Source organism: Collimonas sp. GW821-FHT07E08 (assembly GCF_059418905.1).
Window position 1 is genome coordinate 77,864 of the sequence record NZ_JBWKQR010000007.1, and the last position, 19,501, is coordinate 97,364.

A 19,501-nucleotide genomic window follows, 5' to 3' on the forward strand; every position below is an offset into this window, starting at 1 on the left:
CCATGCCTACCATTACTTCGCTCACGTTGTACCCGATCAAATCCTGCGCCGGCATTGCCTTGCAGGCGGCCACCGTCACCGCCGCCGGCCTCAGCCATCAACATGCGCACGACCGCGAATGGATGGTGGTCGACAGCGGCGGGCAGTTCCTGTCGCAGCGCAGCCATCCTGCCATGGCCCTGATCGTGCCGGCCTTGCAAGCCGGCGCCATGACCGTGCAGGCACCCGGCATGCCGCCGCTGCTGGTCCCGGCCGCGCCGCTGGATCGCGCGCAGGCGGCGTCGCTGGCAGTGAGCGTCTGGGACGACAAGCTCAGCGCCCATGACTGCGGCGACGACGCTGCCGACTGGTTCTCGCGTGTCTTGGGCCAACCCTGCAGGCTGGTGCGCTTCGACCCTGCGGCCAGGCGCCTGGCCAGCAAAAAGTGGACGCTCGATGCAGATGCGCCGACCCGCTTTGCCGACGGTTATCCGATGCTGCTGATATCACAGGGATCGCTGGACGACCTCAACCGGAAACTGCAGGCGCAGGGCCGCTCGCCATTGCCGATGAACCGTTTCCGGCCGAACATCGTGATCGATGGCGTGGATGCTTTTGAAGAAGATTTCCTGGAAACGCTGCAGGCCGGGCCGGTCTGCCTGCAGCCGGTAAAACCATGCACACGCTGCCCGATGCCGGCCATCGACCAGGCCAGCGGAGAAATCGGCCCCGATCCGATGGATATCCTGCTGACCTACCGCGCCAACCCGCGTGTCGACGGCGCCGTCACCTTCGGCGTCAACATGATAGTGCGGGAGGGGAATGGCGCGATCCTGCGCATCGGGCAGGACATCGAGGGTGAACTGGCGTTCTAGAGGGTTGCTGCGGATTACTGCGGCTTGACGGCAGGCGCCGCCAGCTCGGCCTGCAAGCGCTCGTACTTGGCTTGCAGCTGTTCCTTGGATTCATGCCAGGCCGGATCCAGCGGGATGCAGCTGACCGGACAGACCTGCTGGCATTGCGGTTCGTTGAAATGGCCTACGCATTCGGTGCACTTGTGCGGATCGATTTCGTAGATCAGCGGCCCCATGTAAATTGCGCCGTTCGGGCACTCGGGCTCGCATACATCGCAATTAATACAGTCATCGGTGATCAATAAAGCCATTTCACTACTCTACTCAAGTTGCCGCGGGACCAGGTGGTCCCGCCTTACTGCCTTGCCGCCATTTTAATCCCGTTGCGGATTCGCCGCTGCCCGGGCGCTCAGGGCTGCTGGGCGTCCAGCTTTTCCTTCAGCCATTTTTCGACCGAAGGGAAGACGAATTTGGAGACATCGCCGCCCAGCGTGGCGATTTCGCGCACGATGGTGCCGGAGATGAACTGGTACTGGTCGGACGGCGTCAGGAACAGGGTTTCCACATCCGGCAGCAGGTAGCGGTTCATGCCCGCCATCTGGAACTCGAACTCGAAGTCGGAAACCGCGCGCAAGCCGCGCACGATGACGTTGGCGTCATGCTGGCGCACAAAATCCTTGAGCAGGCCGGAGAAGCTCTCCACCTGCACATTGGGGTAATGGCCCAACACCTCGTTGGCGATCGACAGCCGTTCTTCCAGAGAGAAAAACGGTTTCTTGTTCTTGCTGTCGGCGACGCCGACCACCAGCTTGTCAAACAGCCCGGATGCACGACGCACCAGATCTTCATGGCCGCGCGTGAGCGGATCGAACGTACCTGGATAAACAGCTGTGACCATCTTTCTTCCCCCAATCAGATCGCGCATTATGCCTGAATTTGCATCAGGCAGAATGCACTTGCCTTTTCAGCAAGTGGTAAAACACTATACCAGCCTTGTCCGCCCGCAGCAGCTGCCAACCGCCCAGCCAGGCCGGCAAAGCGTCCTCCTGCAGCGCAAATTCAGACTCAAGGTACAGCAAACCGTGTTCGGCCAGCAAACCCTGGCATAGCGGCAGCACTTTTTCCAGCCAGCCCTGCTGGTAGGGCGGGTCGAGGAAAATCAGGTCGAAGCGCGCAGAATCTGCAACGGCCGCGGCGCCAGCCTTACCCAGCCAGGTGACCGCATCGCTGCGCAGGATCCGCACCTGGCTCGCGTCCAGCTTGGCCTTGGTGGTTTCCAGCTGGCGCGCCGCCGGCGTATTGTGCTCGATCATGGTCACTTCCAGCGCTCCGCGGCTGGCGGCTTCAAAACCCAGCGCCCCGGTGCCGGCAAACAGGTCGAGGCAGCGCACGGTGCTCCAGTTGCCGTCCAGCAAGTGCGTCAGCCAGTTGAACAGGGTCTCGCGCACCCGGTCCGGCGTCGGCCGCAAGCCTTCGCTGTCCAGCACGGCCAAAGGCGTGCGTTTCCAGGCGCCGCCAATGATGCGGACCTGGCGCGCCAGGGGCGGTTTGATGGCGTGCACCGGTGTCTTCGGCGGCTTTTTGCTGCTTGGTTTTTTCATTAAGTTTAATAAAGATGGGAAAATTTGCCGGAAATCCGTCAATAGCTTCTACGCACCGGGCTATCCCTGATTTGATGGCCTGCGCTCTGATAGAATGCCGGGGATTGTACCTCTTGTGCAGCCGGCCCCGAAAGGCTGCTGCAGCGCCCTATTTCACCGCCTTACAGATCAGGCCTCAGATGTTTAGCTTCTTCAAGAAAAAACCAAAACCCGAAGTCACGCCCTTGCCGGAATCTTCCGCGCCAGAGGCGCTGCCACAGGCCGATGCTGCGGCGGTTGCCGTCCCAAGCGCGCCGCCTCTGGCCGCCGTGCACGCCGCGCCGGCTGCAATCGCCGAGACGGCGGAAGAAATTGAGATCGTTTCCGCGCCGGTGGCGGCGGAACAAAAACGCTCCTGGCTGTCGCGCCTGAAAACGGGACTGTCGAAAACCTCGTCCAACCTGAGCATCCTGTTCGTCGGCGCCAAGATCGACGACGACCTGTACGAAGAGCTGGAATCGGCGCTGCTGGTGTCCGACGCCGGCGTCGAAGCTACCCATTTCCTGCTCAACGCCCTGAAAAAGAAGGTCAAGGAAGACAAGCTGACCGAGGCAGCCCAGGTCAAGGCGGCGCTGCGCACCTTGCTGATCGACCTGCTTTCCCCCTTGCAGAAACCGCTGGTGCTGGACCAGCACCAGCCGCTGGTGATCATGATCGCCGGCGTCAACGGCGCCGGCAAGACCACCACCATCGGCAAGCTGGCCAAGCATCTGCAGGCACACAAGCAGTCGGTGCTGCTGGCCGCCGGCGATACGTTCCGCGCCGCGGCGCGCGAGCAGCTGACGATCTGGGGCGAACGCAACAACGTCACCGTGATCGCGCAGGAATCCGGCGATCCGGCCGCGGTGGCGTTCGACGCCGTGCATTCGGCCCAGGCGCGCGGCACCAATGTAGTGATGGTCGATACTGCCGGCCGCCTGCCGACCCAGCTGCACCTGATGGACGAGCTGAAGAAAATCAAGCGCGTCATCGGCAAGGGCATGGCCACCGCGCCGCATGAGATATTGCTGGTCATCGACGGCAACACCGGCCAGAACGCGCTGGCGCAGGTCAAGGCGTTCGACGATGCGCTGGGGCTGACCGGCCTGGTGATCACCAAGCTGGACGGCACCGCCAAGGGCGGCGTGCTGGCGGCCATCGCCACCACCCGCGCGATCCCGGTGTACTTCATCGGCGTCGGCGAACAGATCGAAGATTTGCAGCCGTTTGACGCTGCCGAATTTGTGGATGCGTTATTAAGTTAACCACGAGCCAATTATTGATGACAGGTCCCAGCCACTCCATGATTGAATTCAACCAGGTCTCCAAGAAATATACGCGCGACGTGGTCGCACTGCGCGATATCACATTGACGGTTAACAAGGGCGACCTGATTTTCCTGGCCGGCCCGTCCGGCGCCGGCAAGACCACGCTGCTCAACCTGATCGCCGCGATCGAACGTCCCAGCAGCGGCACGCTGACCGTCAGCGGCGCCAACGTCGGCAAGCTGAAGTCTTCCGGCCTGCCTTACCTGCGGCGCAACCTCGGCTTGATCCTGCAGCAGCAGAAGCTGCTGCAGGACCGCAGCGTGCTGGCCAATGTCATGCTGCCGCTCCTGGTCACCGGCGCCACCCGCGCCGAAGCCGAGAAGCGGGCCCAGGCCGCGCTCGACAAGGTCGGCCTGCTGGACAAGGCGGCAACCGATCCGCAAGCCCTGTCCGGCGGCGAACAGCAGCGCGTATCGATCGCCCGCGCCATCGTCAACCGGCCGCAAATCATCCTGGCCGACGAACCGACCGCCAACCTCGACCGCGACAACGCCAACAAGGTGCTGGATGCGCTCAAGTCGTTCCATGCAGCCGGCGTGACCTGCCTGATTTCCACCCACGACGAACAATTCCTCAACAGCGCCAACCGCGTGGTGTTCCTGGACCAGGGCCAGATCGTCGACCACTGGCAGAATTCCGCAGTCGGAGGTGCAGCATGAAGAGCTGGCTGCGGCAACACCTGTTCGCCATCAGCGACGCCTTCACCCACTTGTTCAAGGCGCCCGGCGGCTTTGCGCTGAATGTGCTGGTGGTGGCGATTGCGCTGGCGCTGCCGTTCGGCGGCCTGACCTTGATCGAGAACGTGCGCCCGGTCTCCGAGCAGCTGGCGGTAGAGCCCGAGATCAGCATCTTCATGGCGCTGGATGCGGTGCGCGACAAGACCGCCGCACTGGCCAAGCCGATCGACGCCGTCCTGCAGCAGCACCATAGCTCGGCCAAAGTCGTGTTCATTCCGCGCGAAGACGCCTTGATCAGCCTGAAAAACAAGACCGGCATGGACGATGCGCTGACCACCCTGGGCCAGAATCCTTTGCCGGATGCGTATGTGCTGAAACTGGCCGGCTTCCACGATGCGCCTGACGCTGCCCGCATCGACACCATTGCGGCTGACCTCAAGGCTTTGCCCGGGGTCGACACGGTACAGGTCGATTCCGAGTGGGTCAAGCGGCTGGCGGCGCTGCTGGGAATATTGCGCCTGGTGCTGATGTTCCTGGCGGCCACGCTGGCGGTGGTGGTAGTGGCCGTGGTGTTCAATACCGTGCGCCTGCAAGTGCTGACCCAGCGCGAAGAAATCGCGGTCGCCAAGCTGGTCGGCGCTACCGATGCGTTCATCCACCGGCCGTTTTATTACACCGGCGCGCTGCTCGGCCTGTGCGCCGGCGGACTGGCGCTGGGCGCGGTGGCGCTGGGCTTGCAGCCGCTGAACCAGGCGATCGCCGAGTTCGCCCGCTTGTACGCATCCGAATTCCGCCTGCTGCCGCTGAACTGGATCGCCAGCCTGGCGCTGCTGGCGATCAGCGCCGGCCTCGGCCTGGTCGGCGCGCTGCTGTCGGTACGGCGCCATCTGGCCCGCCTGGCCTGAACCCGGCCCTGAGACCAGCGTGTTCCACCATCCGTCCGAATTCGTCACCTTCAAGACCAGCCCGCACCTGCCGGGCGTGGAATTGTATTCGGCGCGGCTGGTCGACCACGAGTTCGCGCCGCATGTGCACGACGCCTATTCGCTGGGCGCGATTGAAACCGGCGTCGAGCGTTTCCGCCACAAGGGTTCCCAGCATGTTGCCCCGGCCGGCACGCTGGTGCTGCTGAATCCCGACGAACTGCACGACGGCCACGCCGAGATCGCTGCCGGCTGGACTTACCAGATGCTGTTCATCGAGCCGCAGCTGCTGCGCGAGCTGACCGGCAGCGAAGTTTATTTCGCTGCCGCCACCGCCCACGATCCCCAGCTGGCCGACAGTTTCCAGCTGCTGTTCAAGCGCATGTGGCAGGCGCCCGACGATCTCGCGTTCATATCGCATTTCACGGTATTGATAGACGCTGTCACGCAGCGCTACGGCAAGAACCTGCGTCCGGTTTCGCTGCTGAAACCCGGCCAGCCGCAACGCATGCTGGCGATGCGGCGTGTCCTCGACTGCATCGAAGCCAACCTGGACCAGACCCTGCATATCGACACCCTGGCGACCGAAGCCGGCATGTCTGTCTTTCATTTCGTGCGGGCCTTCTCGGCCGCGTTCCACGCCACCCCGCACCAATACCTGCAGGCGCGCCGCACCACCCGCGCCAAGACCTTGCTGGCCCAGCGCAGCACCCCGACCGACGCCGCCGCCGCGGTCGGGCTGGCTGACCAGAGCCACCTGACGCGCTGGTTCAAGCGCGCCTATGGCGTCACACCGGCCCAGTATCAACAGCAAATTGGTACAAGACCGCTGGGCTAAAGATAGGCATGATGGGTAAATCCCATCACTCGTCCTCGACCTTTTTATGGCATCGCTTCGATTAACTGCACCGCCGCCGGGAGCCGCCCCATGCTGACCGGCCTGTTATGCGCCCTGGGCGCAGGAATGATGTGGGGCCTGGTGTTCATCGCGCCCTTGATACTGCCCGACTACCCCGGCCTGATGCTGTCGTTCGGCCGTTACGTGGCGTTCGGCCTGATCGCGCTGGCGCCTGCCCTGCTTGACCGCAAGCGCATAGCCGCGTTGACCAGGGCCGACTGGCGCGCCGCGCTGAAGCTCTCGCTGGTCGGCAACCTGCTGTATTACGCGGCGCTGGCGACTGCGATCCAGCTGGCGGATGCGCCGCTGCCGACCATGCTGATCGGCACCCTGCCGGTGGTGATTTCCGTCTTTTCCAACTGGTCGCCGGGACATGCGGCGGAAAGCGTCGCCTGGCGCCGGCTGGCGCCGTCGCTGCTGGTCATCCTGGTCGGTATCTTGTGCGTCAACGCCGCCGAGCTGGCGCATATGCGGCTGGCAGGCGCCGGCAATACACGCTCGATCGGCGACTACGTGCTGGGCTGCCTGATTGCGCTGGGCGCGGTCGCGGCCTGGACCTGGTATCCGATCGTCAATGCCCGCTACCTGCGCGCCCATCCGCATATCAGCCCTTCCACCTGGGCGACCGCGCAGGGCCTGGCGGTCTTGCCGCTGGCGCTGGCCGGGCTGTTCGGCTATGGTGTTTACCAGAAACTGACGGGCGGCAGCTACGCTTTTCCGTTCGGACCGCGGCCGCTGCAGTTTGTCGGCCTGATGCTGGTGATCGGCCTCAGTGCTTCCTGGATCGGCACGCTGCTCTGGAACAAGGCCAGCCAGCACCTGCCCACCGCGCTGCTGGCGCAGCTGATCGTATTCGAAACCCTGGCGGCGCTGCTGTATGCCTTCATTTTCCGCGACGCGGTGCCAGGCCTGCAGGTCATGGCGGGCGTGGCGCTGTTATGCATAGGCATAGTTTTCGGTGTGCGCACCTTCCAGCATCAGATACCATAGGGGCTGCTTCCATTTCCGCAGCCGCTGCGCCATTTCGTGAAACCTGTGCTTACCTTGCCTTCCCGCCTGTTGCTTGCCTGTTCCGTACTGGCATTGCTGGCCTGTTCCCCCAAGTTCAACTGGCGCGAAGTGCGCAGCAAGGACGCGCCTTACAGCGTGCTGCTGCCGGCCAAGCCATCGACCTTCGCGCGCCCCATCGATCTTGACGGCACGCCGGTCACGATGACCATGACCGCCGCCAAGGTGGACGACACGGTGTTCGCGGTCGGCAGCGCCACCGTGCCCGACGCCGCCAAGGCGCAAGCGGCATTGAGCGCGATGAAAACCGCATTGGTGAAGAACATCAACGGCACCGTCAGGGCGGAAAAGGCAACCGCGGCTGCCAGCGGTGCGCAGGGGCTCTCGGCCAGCATAGACGTCGAAGCGGTCGGCACCACCCCGGGCGGCAAGCCGGAAATCCTGTACGGACATTTTGTCAGCAAGGATAAGGAAATCTACCAGGTCATCGTGATGGGGCCGGAAAAAGCCGTCTCACGGGAAAATGCAGAGACTTTCATCTCTTCGTTCAAACATGATTAGCATTGATGCAATAATGCGGCCGGCCGCCCTGCTCTGTAACCAGCGGTGACAGCAGTGGCAAGCCCCCCGACAAAGGGGTATTCTGTACAATGTCTTTTTTCATCAAAAACAATATTCTGAGGTTTTATGTTAGTTACATTCAAATCCAAGGCGTCGGCCGAAGTCACCATGTTCGACTACGATGCCAAGCGCATCCTCGACCTGCTGAATAAAGATGTGAAGATCGGCGTCATCACCGCCGAAGAAGGCCCTGCAGCAATCGCCAAGCTGGAAGCGGAAACATCGGAAAGCCGCGCCCATCCGGCATCGGACAGCGTGCAGCACGACATCGCCGCCCATCACAACGAGGCTGGCGACGATACCGGCCATGAGCCGGTGCAGACGGTCAACTTCGCCAACAAGATCTATCCCCTGCTGGAAATGCTGCGCGAAGCGCACAAGCACAATAACGACGTGCTCTGGGGCGTTTGATGAGCTCCGGTCTTGAGCGACAGCTTACGACCGCAGACGGCATCCCTCTCTTCGTCGCCGACTGGCCGCCAGCTGCTGGCGTGCCGGTGGCGGGCAGCATCCTGCTGATGCACGGGCTGGGCGAACATGCCGGGCGCTATGCCCACGTAATACGTTTTTTCAATCGCTGCGGCCTGCTGGTGCGCAGCTACGATCACCGCGGCCACGGCCGTTCCGGCGGACCGCGCGGCGACGTGCCGGACGAATCCGCCTTGCTGCGCGACGCCCGGCTGGTGCTGGACGACTTCAACCGCCAGGCGCAACGCGATTATCCGGCGCTGGCAGGCAATACACCCTTTTTATTCGGCCACAGCATGGGCGGCCTGTTTGCGGCCCGCTTCGCGCTAGCCGCGGTGGCGCCGCTGCGCGGCCTGGTTTTATCCTCGCCCGGACTGGCCTTGCGCCTGAACCGGGTGCAGCTCGGCCTGCTCAGGCTGATGTCGCTGGCGGCTCCCGGCGTGGCCGTGCCCAACGGCCTGGACGTCGGCCATCTGTCGCACGATCCCGCAATCGCCAAAGCTTATAGCGGCGATCCGCTGGTGCATAACAAGATCACCGCGCGCCTGCTGAACAGCATGCTGCGCTCGGGGGAATTCGTCCTGGGCCAGGCACATGCCCTGGCGGTCCCGACGCTGCTGGTGATCGCCGGCGACGACCGCACCATCGATCCCGACGGCAGCCGCCGTTTTTTTGCTGCCTTGCCGCCTGCCATCGTCACCTTCCGCGACTATGACGGCATGTACCACGAGATTTTCAACGAAGTCGGCGCCGAGCGGGTATTTGCAGATGTGCGCCGCTGGCTTGAGGCGCAGTACGCGCTGCAGCCGCTGGCGGCAGTCCATCCAGCCCTGGCTGGCTGAAGTTATCCGTCAACCGCGGAAGTTGCCGGCCAGACATCTTGCTCTATTGCCAGGCTAATCCATTATGGCAAAAGATTATTGCTGTCAAGCAATCCTGAATTTTCACTTTTTCCCGCCACAATCACGACCTAACTGTAGGTGAGCGACCATATCCCCGCTACAATCGCGTTGTTACCTTCCTGTCTAGCTGCGTCGTTATGATCTCCTTCGGCATTACTGATTTTGGCCTGTTCCTGATGGCTGTCCTGCTGCTGAACGCCACTCCCGGCCCGGATACCGCCTATATCGTCGGCCGCAGCGTGGCCCAGGGCCGGCGCGCCGGCCTGCTGTCGGCGCTAGGCATCACAGCCGGCTGCTGCATCCACGCGACCCTGTCGGCTTTTGGCCTGACGGCGCTGCTGGCAGCCTCCGCCACCGCCTTCATGGCTGTCAAGCTGGCGGGCGGCGCCTACCTGGTCTACCTCGGCATCAGGATGCTGCTCAGCAAGAAAGCAGCCGCCAGCGAACAGCAGCCGCAGCTGGACCTGCGTTCGCACAAGACGATTTTTGTGCAAGCCCTGATCACCAATGTGCTCAATCCCAAGGTGATCTTGTTTTTCCTCTCCTTTTTCCCGCAGTTCGTGCGCCACGATTCGCCGCACAAGATCGCGGCCTTCCTGGTGCTGGGCGCGGTGTTTTCGGTCGTCACGCTGTGCTGGAACAGCGGCACCGCCATGCTGGCCGGCACCCTGACACGGCATGCCAGCAACAATCCGCAAATCAAGCATTGGCTGGAACGCACGGTGGGCGCCGCCTTCATTGCGCTGGGCATCAAGCTGGCTTTAACCAAAAACTGAACAAGATCCGATTTCCCGACAACCCTTACCCGCAAAACAGACCTGAACCACTTGTGACCTATTCGACCCTTAAAAAAGACTCTCTCGCCTTTAGCCTGTTAGGCGCAGCCCAAGCCATCGCCCTGGTGCGCGACGGCGCGGCGCTGCCGCAGGCGCTGACCCAGGTATTTGCACAATCGGCAGCGCCGGCGCCAACGCGCGGCGCGATCCAGGACATCGCCTACCGCACCATGCGCGGCATCGGCCGCGCCGAAACCCTGCTCGGCAACCTGGCCAGCCGGCCGCCGGAGCCGACCTTGCTGCATTGCCTGCTGTGCGCCGCGCTGTGCCTGCTGGCCGACGTCGACGATCCTGCATATGAGAATTTCACGGTGGTCAACCAGGCTGTCACCGCCGTCTCTTCCGATCCCCAGATGGCCCACGCCAAAGGCATGGTGAATGCGGTGCTGCGGCGCTTCCTGCGCGAACGCGAAGCGCTGGTGGCAGCCGCCGTCAAGACGCCGTTCGGCTTGTGGAATTATCCGGTGTGGTGGATAGACCGCATGAAAGCCGCCTATCCGCAGCAATGGCAAGCCATCCTCACAGCCGGCAATACGGCGCCGCCGCTGACCTTGCGCGTCAACCGCCGCAAGACTTCGGTAGCCGCTTACCTGGAGACCCTGGCCAGCCACGCGATAACGGCGCGCCAGATCGGCCCGGACGCAATACGCCTGGACACGGCGATGCCGGTGGCCCAAATCCCCGGCTTTGAAGACGGCCTGGCCTCGGTGCAAGACGCCGCTGCCCAGCTTGCCGCACCGCTGCTCGACCTGCAGGACGGCATGCGGGTGCTGGACGCTTGCGCCGCCCCTGGCGGCAAGACCGGCCACATCCTGGAAACCGCCGCGGTCGACCTGACCGCGCTCGACAACAATCCCAAGCGCCTGCAACGCATTACCCAGAACCTGCAGCGCCTGCAACTGGAGGCAAAACTGCAACTGGGTGACGCCAGCATCGGCGGCCAGGGCGGCGACTGGTGGGACGGCCAGCCCTTCGACCGCATCCTGGCCGATGTCCCTTGCACGGCCTCCGGCATCGTGCGCCGCCATCCCGACATACGCTGGTTGCGGCGCAAGACCGATACCGAGCAACTTGCAACACTTTCGGCAAAGATTCTGGACAATCTTTGGCAGATGCTACGCCCGGATGGTAAATTGTTACTCGTAACATGTTCCGTATGGCCACAAGAATCGGAAGCCCAGGCGGTAGCCTTTGCCGCGCGCAACAATGCGCGCAGGCTGCCGGCGCCGGGCCAGCTGCTGCCGACCGCCGATGCCGGACAAGATCACGACGGCTTGTTTTACGCGCTGTTCCAGAAGTGCTGAAGCATGTGTAGTACTGCAACCCTTTTGCCATAACTTTTTTACCATACCCGAAACCAGTGACACGACCATTGCCTCAATTCATAAAATACTGGCTGCTGGCCCTGCTGCTGGCTCTGTCTTTTAGCCCGCCATCCAGCTATGCATCGGACGGCGTTGAATTGAGTCAGGCCCACATCGAAGCCGGCGACGACGGCTATCGCTTGTCGGCAACGTTTTCCTTCGACCTCAACCGCGGCCTGGAGGATGTGGTCAACCGCGGCGTCACCCTGTATTTCACCACCGACGTCGAGCTGACGCGGCCGCGCTGGTACTGGTTCGATGAAAAGGCGATTACCGCCACCCAGACCATCCGCCTGCAATACAACGTCATCACGCGCCGCTACAACGTCGCCATCAACGGCAGCCTGCAGCAGAGCTTCAATAGCCTGGACGATGCCCTGTCCCTGATCCGCCGCCCCAGCCGCTGGCTGATCGCCGACAAGAGCGCGCTCAAGCAGGGCGAGGTGTACCGGGTCGCGGTGCGCATGGGCCTCGACCTCGGGCTGCTGTCCAAGCCGTTCCAGGTCAACGCCCTCAACAATAGCGACTGGCGCTTTTCTTCCGACTGGAAGAGTTTCAACTACAAGGTGGAATAGCCGTGTCGCGCGCGTTACGCTATCTGCTGGTGGTCGGCGGCGCCGTCGCCAGCATCTTGCTGTTCCTGCTGTCGTCGGCCTCGGCCAATTCGGATTTTTTCGACAAGCACTATCCCTGGCTGCTTGGCTTGAACGCGCTGGTGGCGGTAGCGCTGTTTGTGCTGGTCTGCCTGCTGCTCGGACGACTCTACAATCGCTACAAACGCGGAAAATTCGGCTCGCGGCTGACTGCCAAGCTGGTGCTCATGTTTGCGCTGATCGGCATCTTGCCGGGGGCCGTGATTTACGTGGTGTCGCTGCAATTCGTGTCGCGTTCGATCGAATCCTGGTTTGACGTGCATGTCGAAACCGCCTTGCAAGCCGGGGTCAACCTGAGCCACGCAGCGCTGGATGCATCGCTCAGCGACCTGAGCGCCAGGGCGCACACGCTGGCGGCCGAATGGTCCGAACTTTCCAATTCAGCGCAAGCAACCCAGCTGGGCCGGCTCAGCGACCAGAACCTGGAAGCATCGATTGTCACCGCCAGCGGCCAGGTCATCGCTTCCGTCGGCGGCCACCTGGGCACGCTGGTGCCTAACCTGCCGACCGCCTCGATGCTGCAGCGGGCCCGCCTGCCGCGCGGTTTTGCCGAAACGGAAAGCGATTTTGATGCTCCCGGCAACAACCCCGGCAAGCCGGCAACCGGCAATGAAACCGCCAACCTGCGCCAGCACGTGGTAGTCGAAATCCCGGCGCCGCTGAGAAGTTCTTCGCTGCAAAACGAAACCCATTTCCTGCAAATGGTGCAGCCGGTGCCAGCCTACCTGGCCTCCAACATCGGCATCCTGGCCTCGACCTCCTCCGAATATCAAGAGCGCTCGATCAGCCGTTCCGGCTTGCGCAAGATGTACGTAATGACCCTGACCCTGACCTTGCTGCTGGCGGTGTTCAGCGCCATCGTCAGCGCCTTCCTGATCGCCACCGACCTGGCCAAGCCCCTGCTGCTGCTGGCGGAAGGCACCAAGGCGGTGGCCGAAGGCAACCTGTCGCCGCGGCCGATCGTCGCCACCTCGGACGAACTGGGCGTCCTGACCCAGTCTTTCAACCTGATGACGCGCCAGCTCTACGACGCCCGCGCCGCGGTGGAAAAAAACCGCAGCGAACTGGAAAACGCCAAGGCTTACCTGGAATCGGTGCTGGCCAACATGTCGGCCGGCGTGATGGTGCTGGACGGCGATTTCCGCCTGGTCACCAGCAACCAGTCGGTAGCGCGCATCCTGCAATACGATTTTTCGCCGCACATCGGCCAGCCGCTGACCATCATCGACGGCCTGGCGCATTTCGCGGAAGTCATCATCAACGCCTTTTCCGAACAGAACGCGCAATTCGCCACCGGCAAGATCGGCGCCGAGCTGCTGCACTGGCAGCAGCAGATCGAAATCCCGCGCCGGGTCGACAGCGGCGAGAACAGCGACAGCGACGACATCACCCTGCTGGCGCGCGGTTCGCGCCTGCCGGTCGAAAACCGCACCGGCTACGTGGTGGTGTTCGACGATATCTCCGACGTCATCTCCGGCCAGCGCTCGATCGCCTGGGGCGAAGTGGCGCGCCGCCTGGCGCATGAAATCAAGAATCCGCTGACGCCGATCCAGCTCTCGGCAGAACGGCTGCAGATGAAGCTGGAAGACAAGCTGATGACCCACGACGCCGCGATCCTGAAGAAAAGCACCGACACCATTGTTAACCAGGTGGCTGCGATGAAGCGCATGGTGGACGATTTCCGCGACTACGCCAAGACGCCGCCGGCGGTATTGGGCGAGCTCGACCTGAACGTGCTGGTGGCCGAAATCCTGCATCTCTACTTGGCCGGCGACGAACGCGATATGATCCATGCATCCTTGGCGCCGGACCTGCCGCTGATCATGGGCGACGCCACCCAGCTGCGGCAAGTGATCCATAATCTTTTGCAAAACGCCCAGGACGCCGTCCTCGACCGCAGCGACAACGCCACGCCGCCCCGCATCGACCTGGTCACCGAACGGGTCAGCTACCAGAGCTCGGATGGCCTGTCGCGCACCGCTGTGCGGCTGTCGATTACCGACAACGGCTCGGGATTCTCGCCCAAGATACTGGCCAGGGCCTTCGAACCGTACGTCACGTCGAAGCCGCGCGGCACCGGCCTGGGTTTGCCGATGGTGAAAAAAATCATCGACGAACACGGCGGCCGCATCGATCTGCAGAACCGAAGCGACACAAAGGGCGCAAAAATCCTGATTTTGCTGTTAAAGTTAGCCACGAGTGATGATTCGGCCATAATTTGATCAAGAACAGCTGCAAATTGGCGAATTGCTGATATAGCATATGTATCCGGACGCGGAAATAAAACAAATAGACATTGATAACTTAACTGGGCTGTCCGAACAGCCCATACAGTGGGATTTGATGCAACAGGAAATGGGAAGGCTACCGCATGGCTAACATCCTAGTCGTTGACGACGAAATGGGAATTCGGGAATTGCTCTCGGAAATTTTAGGTGACGAGGGGCATGTAGTAACCGCCGCGGAAAATGCACAACAGGCTCGCGAATTTCGTCAGGGCGGCGTACCGGATCTGGTGCTGCTCGATATCTGGATGCCGGATACCGACGGCGTCACGCTCTTGAAGGAATGGCAGCGCGACGGCTTGCTGACCATGCCTGTCATCATGATGTCCGGCCACGCCACTATCGATACCGCGGTAGAAGCGACCCGCATCGGCGCCCTGAATTTCCTGGAAAAACCCATTGCCCTGCAAAAGCTGCTGAAAGCAGTCCAGCAAGGTTTGTCGCAAGGTCCCAAGACCGCGCGCGCCCCGACCCTGTATCCGCAGCCGGCAGCCTCCTCCAATGAATTGAACGACGCGGTCGTTACTGCCGGCGTCTTTAACAATCCGGCTTCGTCGGAAGCGACGCACATCGCGGCCCTGCCATCGGTCGCGGCCTCGTCCGAGAGCCTGTTCTCCTCCTCGTTCGGCCTGCCGCTGCGCGAGGCGCGCGATGCTTTCGAGCGCGCTTACTTTGAATACCACCTGATCCGCGAAAGCGGCAGCATGACCCGGGTAGCGGAAAAAACCGGACTGGAACGCACCCACCTGTACCGCAAACTGAAGCAGCTCGGGGTTGACCCCGGAAAGTTGTCGAAAAAAGGCGGATGACCCTCACCACCCTGGTCAGCGGCGGCTCAGCCGGCATGCGTGAAGCCGCCATCTACTCCGCCCTGGAGCAAGACCTTGGACGCAGCGGCGTCCACCTCGGCACCGCGCTCATACTGGAAGGCTTGCCTGACGGCAAAACTGCGGTGCCGCCGCAGGAGCTCGCGCAAGATCTCGACATCAAACGGATCGCGCCCGGCTGCTTTTGCTGCATCGGCAACCTGACCCTGCGCGTCACCCTCAACCGCCTGCTGCGCAAACCCCCGGCGCGCATCTACATCAGCATCGCCGACAGCACGCACTTGCCGCAGCTGCGCGATTTCCTGTGCCATCCTCCCTACGACGATTTTCTCGAGCTGACCCCGGACCTGGCCCTCTGACGGCCGTTTTCGGGGGCGTCGTGCGGCTATGCAGCATTTGCTTTAATATGGACGCAACTTTCCCCGGATTGCCTTCTCTAACTAACTGCTTCGAACAATCAAAAGAAAAATATCGATAGCACCAACCTATGTACACTCTTTAACAAATCCTATTAGCACTCCACTATAGAGAGTGCTAATATATCCAAGTCAAACGTCTGATCGTTGATCTACCGGCAGCTTAAGCTGGCCGGACAGCAAGGAGAAAGAATGAAGAATCCATCAGTCAACACTGCTTTAATGCCCACCGACACCAGCGCCCTGGCGCTTGGCTTTTCCGGTACGCTGGGGAATATTGACGCGTATATCTCGGCGGTGAATCGCCTGCCGATGTTGACACATGATGAAGAAATTTCTTTAGCGCAACAACTGCGCGACAAGAACGACCTCGGCGCCGCCCAAAAGCTGGTGCTGTCGCATTTGCGCCTGGTGGTTTCGATCGCCCGCGGTTATCTCGGCTACGGCTTGCCGCATGCCGACTTGATCCAGGAAGGCAATATTGGCCTGATGAAAGCCGTCAAGCGCTTCGATCCTGACCAAGGAGTACGGCTGGTGTCGTACGCCATGCATTGGATCAAGGCCGAAATGCATGAATACATACTGAAAAACTGGCGCCTGGTGAAAGTTGCCACCACCAAGGCGCAGCGCAAGCTGTTTTTCAACCTGCGCAGCCACAAGGAAGGCCTGGACGCCATGACGCCGACCCAGGTCGATGCGCTGGCCAAGACCCTCAACGTCAAGCGCGAAGAAGTGATCGAGATGGAAACGCGCCTGACCGGCCGCGACATCGCGCTGGAAGCGCCGGCCGATGACGACGATGACAAGTTTGCACCGATCGCCTACCTGTCGACCGAAGCGCAAGAGCCAAGCAAAGTGCTGGAAGCGCAACGCTACGACCGCATGCAGTCGGAAGGACTGGAATCGGCCCTGAGCAAGCTGGACGACCGCTCGCGCCGCATCGTCGAAGCCCGCTGGCTGGCCAACGACGACGGCTCCGGCGCCACCCTGCATGAACTGGCGGACGAGTTTGGCGTATCGGCAGAACGGATACGGCAGATCGAGGCGGTTGCGCTGAAGAAGATGAAGGGTTCGCTGGCAGCGTTTGCCTGAGGAACCGATTGCAAATAGAAAAAGGCAGCCAAGCGGCTGCCTTTTTTATTGCCTGTGCCTACATCGATTATTTCAACAGCAGTTTCAAATCATGGGCAATCGGATCCGGCCCCTGGCCGTGCCGCACAAACAAGCGGATGTGGCCTTCCGGATCGAACACGTAGCTGCCGGCGGTATGGTCCATGGTGTAGCTGCCCGGGGTCTTGCCGGGTACTTTCTGGTAGAACACGCGGAATTCCTTGGCTACCTTGTCGGTCGCCGCCTGGTCGCCGTACAGGCCGACAAAACTCGGGTCGAACGCCGGCACATACTTGGACAGCAGCTCCTGCGTATCGCGCTCCGGATCCACGGTGACGAACAGGACTTGCACCTTGCTTGCCAGCGGCCCCAGTTCCTTCATCACATTGGCCATCTCCACCATGGTGGTCGGACAGACGTCGGGACATTGGGTATAGCCGAAAAATACGACTACCGCCTTGCCCTTGTAATCAGCCAGCGTGCGCGGCTTGCCGGTGTGGTCGGTCAGCGCGAAATCGCGGGCGTAGCCGAGGCCGGTGACGTCGGTGTTGATGAAAGCGCTGTTGGCAGGCGACAGTGTCATTTCCTGGCCGCCGCCGGCTGATTTGTCGCCGCAGGCGGTTAAAGACAAAGCCGTCAGCAGGCCGGCAACAGCCACGGTAAAAACACGCTTCATGTTTGCTTTCAGAATTTGAGATAGTGATCGACCAGCAAGGCGGCGAACAGCAGCGACAGGTAGATGATCGAATAAGCGAATGTCTTGCGCGCGATCAGGTCGGTGTAGTGCTGGTAGATCTGCCACGCGTACCAGAGGAAGATCAAGCCCAGCACCGCGGCGCTGGCCAGGTAGATCAAACCGCTCATGCCGACCGCGAACGGCAGCATGGTGGTGGCGACCAGGGCGATCGTGTAGAGCCAGATCTGGAACTGGGTGAACTTCATGCCGTGCGTGATCGGCAGCATCGGCAGGCCGGATTTCGCGTAGTCGTCGCGCCGGTACATGGCCAGCGCCCAGAAATGCGGCGGGGTCCAGACGAAGATGATCAGCACCAGGATCCAGGCTTGCATCGGCACGTCGTTGGCGATCGCGGCCCAGCCCAGCGCCGGCGGCATGGCGCCGGCCAGCCCGCCGATGACGATGTTTTGCGGCGTCGCCGGTTTCAGGATGATGGTGTAGATGATGGCGTAGCCGACGAACGTGGCGAAGGTCAGCCACATGGTGAGCGGATTGACGAAGTTGTACAGCACCCACATGCCGAGCCCGCCTATGACGCCGGAAAACACCAAGGTCTGCGGCACGGTGATTTCTCCGCGCGCCATGGGACGCCGGGCGGTGCGCGCCATGCGCGAATCGATTTCGCGCTCGACCAGGCAATTGACGGCAAAAGCGGCGCCGGCCAGCAGCCAGATGCCGATGGTGGCGGCGATCAAGCGTTGCCAATCCGGCAAACCTGGCGTCGACAGGAACATGCCGATCACCGCGCAAAACACCGCCAGCTGCGTAACGCGCGGCTTGGTCAGCGCCCAGTACTGGGCAATTCGATTAGGTGGTACGGTCAAAGCAGTCATGGGTGCGGGTTGAGGCGGTCAGCAATTACTGGGCGGGCTCCCAAAACGGGGGATGCGCCAGGAGCAAGTCTAGTCTTATAGTTTAACATGACCAGCAACAGCAACAGCGCCGCCGCACCACCGTTGTGCGCCACGGCGATGGCCAGCGGCCAGTTCAGGAAAATGGTAGACAAGCCGGTAATCAATTGCAAGCCGACAACGATCAGCAGCCAGCGGCCGGTGTTTTGCAAACCCTCGGTGCGCAAGGCTTTGCAGGCCAGCCAGACAACAAAGGCGATCACCACGAAAGCGAAGCTGCGATGGGTCCAGTGGATTGCCGTCAGGGCCTGGAACGACAGGAATTCGCCATCGGCGGTCATGCCCAGGTGGCGCCACAGGGTGAAGCCGTTGGCGAAATCCATCTGCGGCACCAGCGCGCCATGGCACGCAGGAAAATCCGTGCATGCCAGGGCGGCATAGTTGGTGCTCACCCAGCCGCCCAGGGCAATCTGCAGGACCAGCAGCAGCAGGCCGGCCAGGGCTGGTTTGGCCAAGGCGCTGGCGCTGGGCGCTACCGGCGAATGATGGGTTTGCCGCGCCGCCAGCCAGGTCAGCATCGCCAGCAGGGTCAGGCCAAGCAGCAGATGGGTAGTGACGATCACCGGCTGCAGTTTTTGCGTCACGGTCCAGGCGCCAAACGCGCCTTGCAGGCAGACGAATAAAAACAGCCAGGTTGGAAACCATGGTGAAAACCTGCTCTCCCGCTGGGCCGCCGCCGCTGGCTTGCGCGTTTTGAACCAGCGCATCCAGGCGATCACCATCAAGGCGATGATCAGCACGCCGACTCCCATCGCGAAATAGCGGTGGGTCATCTCGATCCAGGCTTTCATGACCGTGACCGGACCGGTCGGCATGGCTTCCTGCGCCGCGCTGATATGGGCATGCGCCTGCAGCGGATTGGAGTGGCCATAGCAGCCGGGCCAATCAGGACAGCCGAGGCCGGAATCGGTGAGGCGGGTGAAAGCGCCGAACATGATCAGGTCGAAGGTCAGGAACAGCGTCACCCATACCAGCTTGCGGTATTTATTGGTGTCGCTGGAAACCCAGACCACGCAGAACGCCAGCAAGGCAACCAGCAGTCCCATGCTGCCGAGCTGGATTAACATAGACGTTGTCATCGGCAAC

General features: G+C 61.8%; 22 protein-coding genes. 16 read left to right on the forward strand and 6 right to left on the reverse strand.

Annotated elements, in window-relative coordinates:
• Positions 1-2: 2 nt before the first annotated feature.
• A complete protein-coding gene (locus AC07RZ_RS10660; protein ID WP_494667921.1) occupies positions 3-854 on the forward strand; it encodes an MOSC domain-containing protein in 852 nt (283 codons plus the stop codon).
• Positions 855-868: 14 nt separating this feature from the next.
• Here AC07RZ_RS10660 and AC07RZ_RS10665 read toward each other — a convergent pair whose 3' ends face one another.
• The 3 genes from AC07RZ_RS10665 to rsmD form a co-directional block, all read right to left on the reverse strand.
• Positions 869-1,144 carry a YfhL family 4Fe-4S dicluster ferredoxin gene (locus tag AC07RZ_RS10665; protein ID WP_144739868.1) on the reverse strand — a complete coding sequence of 92 codons (276 nt, stop codon included), beginning with the start codon at positions 1,142-1,144 and terminating at the stop codon, positions 869-871.
• Positions 1,145-1,242: 98 nt separating this feature from the next.
• A complete protein-coding gene (coaD, locus tag AC07RZ_RS10670) occupies positions 1,243-1,731 on the reverse strand; it encodes a pantetheine-phosphate adenylyltransferase (protein ID WP_038485166.1) in 489 nt (162 codons plus the stop codon).
• A gap of 43 nt (positions 1,732-1,774) precedes the next feature.
• Positions 1,775-2,434, reverse strand: a complete 660-nt coding sequence (gene rsmD, locus AC07RZ_RS10675) for a 16S rRNA (guanine(966)-N(2))-methyltransferase RsmD (protein ID WP_494667922.1) — start codon at positions 2,432-2,434, stop codon at positions 1,775-1,777.
• Positions 2,435-2,613: 179 nt separating this feature from the next.
• On the opposite strand from rsmD, the gene ftsY reads away from it, so the two are divergent.
• The 15 genes from ftsY to rpoH all read left to right on the forward strand — a co-directional run bounded on the left by ftsY (position 2,614) and on the right by rpoH (position 16,750).
• Positions 2,614-3,717, forward strand: a complete 1,104-nt coding sequence (ftsY, locus tag AC07RZ_RS10680) for a signal recognition particle-docking protein FtsY (RefSeq protein ID WP_494667923.1) — start codon at positions 2,614-2,616, stop codon at positions 3,715-3,717.
• A 38-nt stretch (positions 3,718-3,755) separates the two neighbouring features.
• Complete coding sequence (locus tag AC07RZ_RS10685; RefSeq protein WP_144740223.1) at positions 3,756-4,439, forward strand: ATP-binding cassette domain-containing protein; 684 nt, start codon at positions 3,756-3,758, stop codon at positions 4,437-4,439.
• Positions 4,436-5,362, forward strand: a complete 927-nt coding sequence (gene ftsX / locus AC07RZ_RS10690; RefSeq protein ID WP_494667924.1) for a permease-like cell division protein FtsX — start codon at positions 4,436-4,438, stop codon at positions 5,360-5,362. Before AC07RZ_RS10685 ends, ftsX begins: the two co-directional genes overlap by 4 nt.
• Before the next feature lie 19 nt (positions 5,363-5,381).
• The gene (locus AC07RZ_RS10695; protein WP_494667925.1) at positions 5,382-6,218 is read left to right on the forward strand and encodes an AraC family transcriptional regulator; all 837 of its coding nucleotides are present in this window, start codon (positions 5,382-5,384) and stop codon (positions 6,216-6,218) included.
• 90 nt (positions 6,219-6,308) lie between these two features.
• The gene (locus AC07RZ_RS10700; RefSeq protein WP_494667926.1) at positions 6,309-7,268 is read left to right on the forward strand and encodes a DMT family transporter; all 960 of its coding nucleotides are present in this window, start codon (positions 6,309-6,311) and stop codon (positions 7,266-7,268) included.
• A gap of 36 nt (positions 7,269-7,304) precedes the next feature.
• Complete coding sequence (locus AC07RZ_RS10705) at positions 7,305-7,847, forward strand: hypothetical protein (protein ID WP_494667927.1); 543 nt, start codon at positions 7,305-7,307, stop codon at positions 7,845-7,847.
• Between the two features lie 126 nt (positions 7,848-7,973).
• Entirely contained in the window at positions 7,974-8,318 is a 345-nt protein-coding gene (locus AC07RZ_RS10710) for a DUF1840 domain-containing protein (RefSeq protein ID WP_144739885.1), read from the forward strand.
• Positions 8,318-9,217, forward strand: a complete 900-nt coding sequence (locus AC07RZ_RS10715) for an alpha/beta hydrolase (RefSeq protein ID WP_494667928.1) — start codon at positions 8,318-8,320, stop codon at positions 9,215-9,217. Before AC07RZ_RS10710 ends, AC07RZ_RS10715 begins: the two co-directional genes overlap by 1 nt.
• Positions 9,218-9,414: 197 nt before the next feature.
• Positions 9,415-10,053: a LysE family translocator gene (locus AC07RZ_RS10720; protein WP_144739891.1), complete on the forward strand. Its 639-nt coding sequence runs from the start codon at positions 9,415-9,417 to the stop codon at positions 10,051-10,053.
• A 53-nt stretch (positions 10,054-10,106) separates the two neighbouring features.
• The gene (rsmB, locus tag AC07RZ_RS10725; RefSeq protein ID WP_494667929.1) at positions 10,107-11,417 is read left to right on the forward strand and encodes a 16S rRNA (cytosine(967)-C(5))-methyltransferase RsmB; all 1,311 of its coding nucleotides are present in this window, start codon (positions 10,107-10,109) and stop codon (positions 11,415-11,417) included.
• Between the two features lie 68 nt (positions 11,418-11,485).
• Positions 11,486-12,052 carry a DUF4390 domain-containing protein gene (locus AC07RZ_RS10730; protein ID WP_494667930.1) on the forward strand — a complete coding sequence of 189 codons (567 nt, stop codon included), beginning with the start codon at positions 11,486-11,488 and terminating at the stop codon, positions 12,050-12,052.
• Positions 12,053-12,054: 2 nt separating this feature from the next.
• Positions 12,055-14,352 carry a sensor histidine kinase gene (locus AC07RZ_RS10735; protein WP_494667931.1) on the forward strand — a complete coding sequence of 766 codons (2,298 nt, stop codon included), beginning with the start codon at positions 12,055-12,057 and terminating at the stop codon, positions 14,350-14,352.
• A 149-nt stretch (positions 14,353-14,501) separates the two neighbouring features.
• On the forward strand, positions 14,502-15,224 hold the full coding sequence (locus AC07RZ_RS10740) for a response regulator (RefSeq protein ID WP_494667932.1): 723 nt from the start codon (positions 14,502-14,504) through the stop codon (positions 15,222-15,224).
• Positions 15,221-15,601, forward strand: a complete 381-nt coding sequence (locus AC07RZ_RS10745; protein ID WP_494667933.1) for a GTPase — start codon at positions 15,221-15,223, stop codon at positions 15,599-15,601. Before AC07RZ_RS10740 ends, AC07RZ_RS10745 begins: the two co-directional genes overlap by 4 nt.
• 249 nt (positions 15,602-15,850) lie before the next feature.
• Complete coding sequence (rpoH, locus tag AC07RZ_RS10750; protein WP_144739909.1) at positions 15,851-16,750, forward strand: RNA polymerase sigma factor RpoH; 900 nt, start codon at positions 15,851-15,853, stop codon at positions 16,748-16,750.
• A 67-nt stretch (positions 16,751-16,817) separates the two neighbouring features.
• On the opposite strand, the gene AC07RZ_RS10755 is transcribed toward rpoH, so the two are convergent.
• From AC07RZ_RS10755 to AC07RZ_RS10765, 3 genes are read right to left on the reverse strand one after another with little or no spacing between them, the layout of a single operon-like run.
• Entirely contained in the window at positions 16,818-17,444 is a 627-nt protein-coding gene (locus tag AC07RZ_RS10755) for an SCO family protein (RefSeq protein WP_092394746.1), read from the reverse strand.
• Between the two features lie 8 nt (positions 17,445-17,452).
• Positions 17,453-18,337 carry a heme o synthase gene (cyoE, locus tag AC07RZ_RS10760; RefSeq protein WP_144739924.1) on the reverse strand — a complete coding sequence of 295 codons (885 nt, stop codon included), beginning with the start codon at positions 18,335-18,337 and terminating at the stop codon, positions 17,453-17,455.
• Positions 18,334-19,482, reverse strand: a complete 1,149-nt coding sequence (locus AC07RZ_RS10765; RefSeq protein ID WP_494667934.1) for a COX15/CtaA family protein — start codon at positions 19,480-19,482, stop codon at positions 18,334-18,336. The genes cyoE and AC07RZ_RS10765 overlap by 4 nt, the downstream gene beginning before the upstream one ends.
• Between the last annotated feature and the right edge of the window lie 19 nt (positions 19,483-19,501).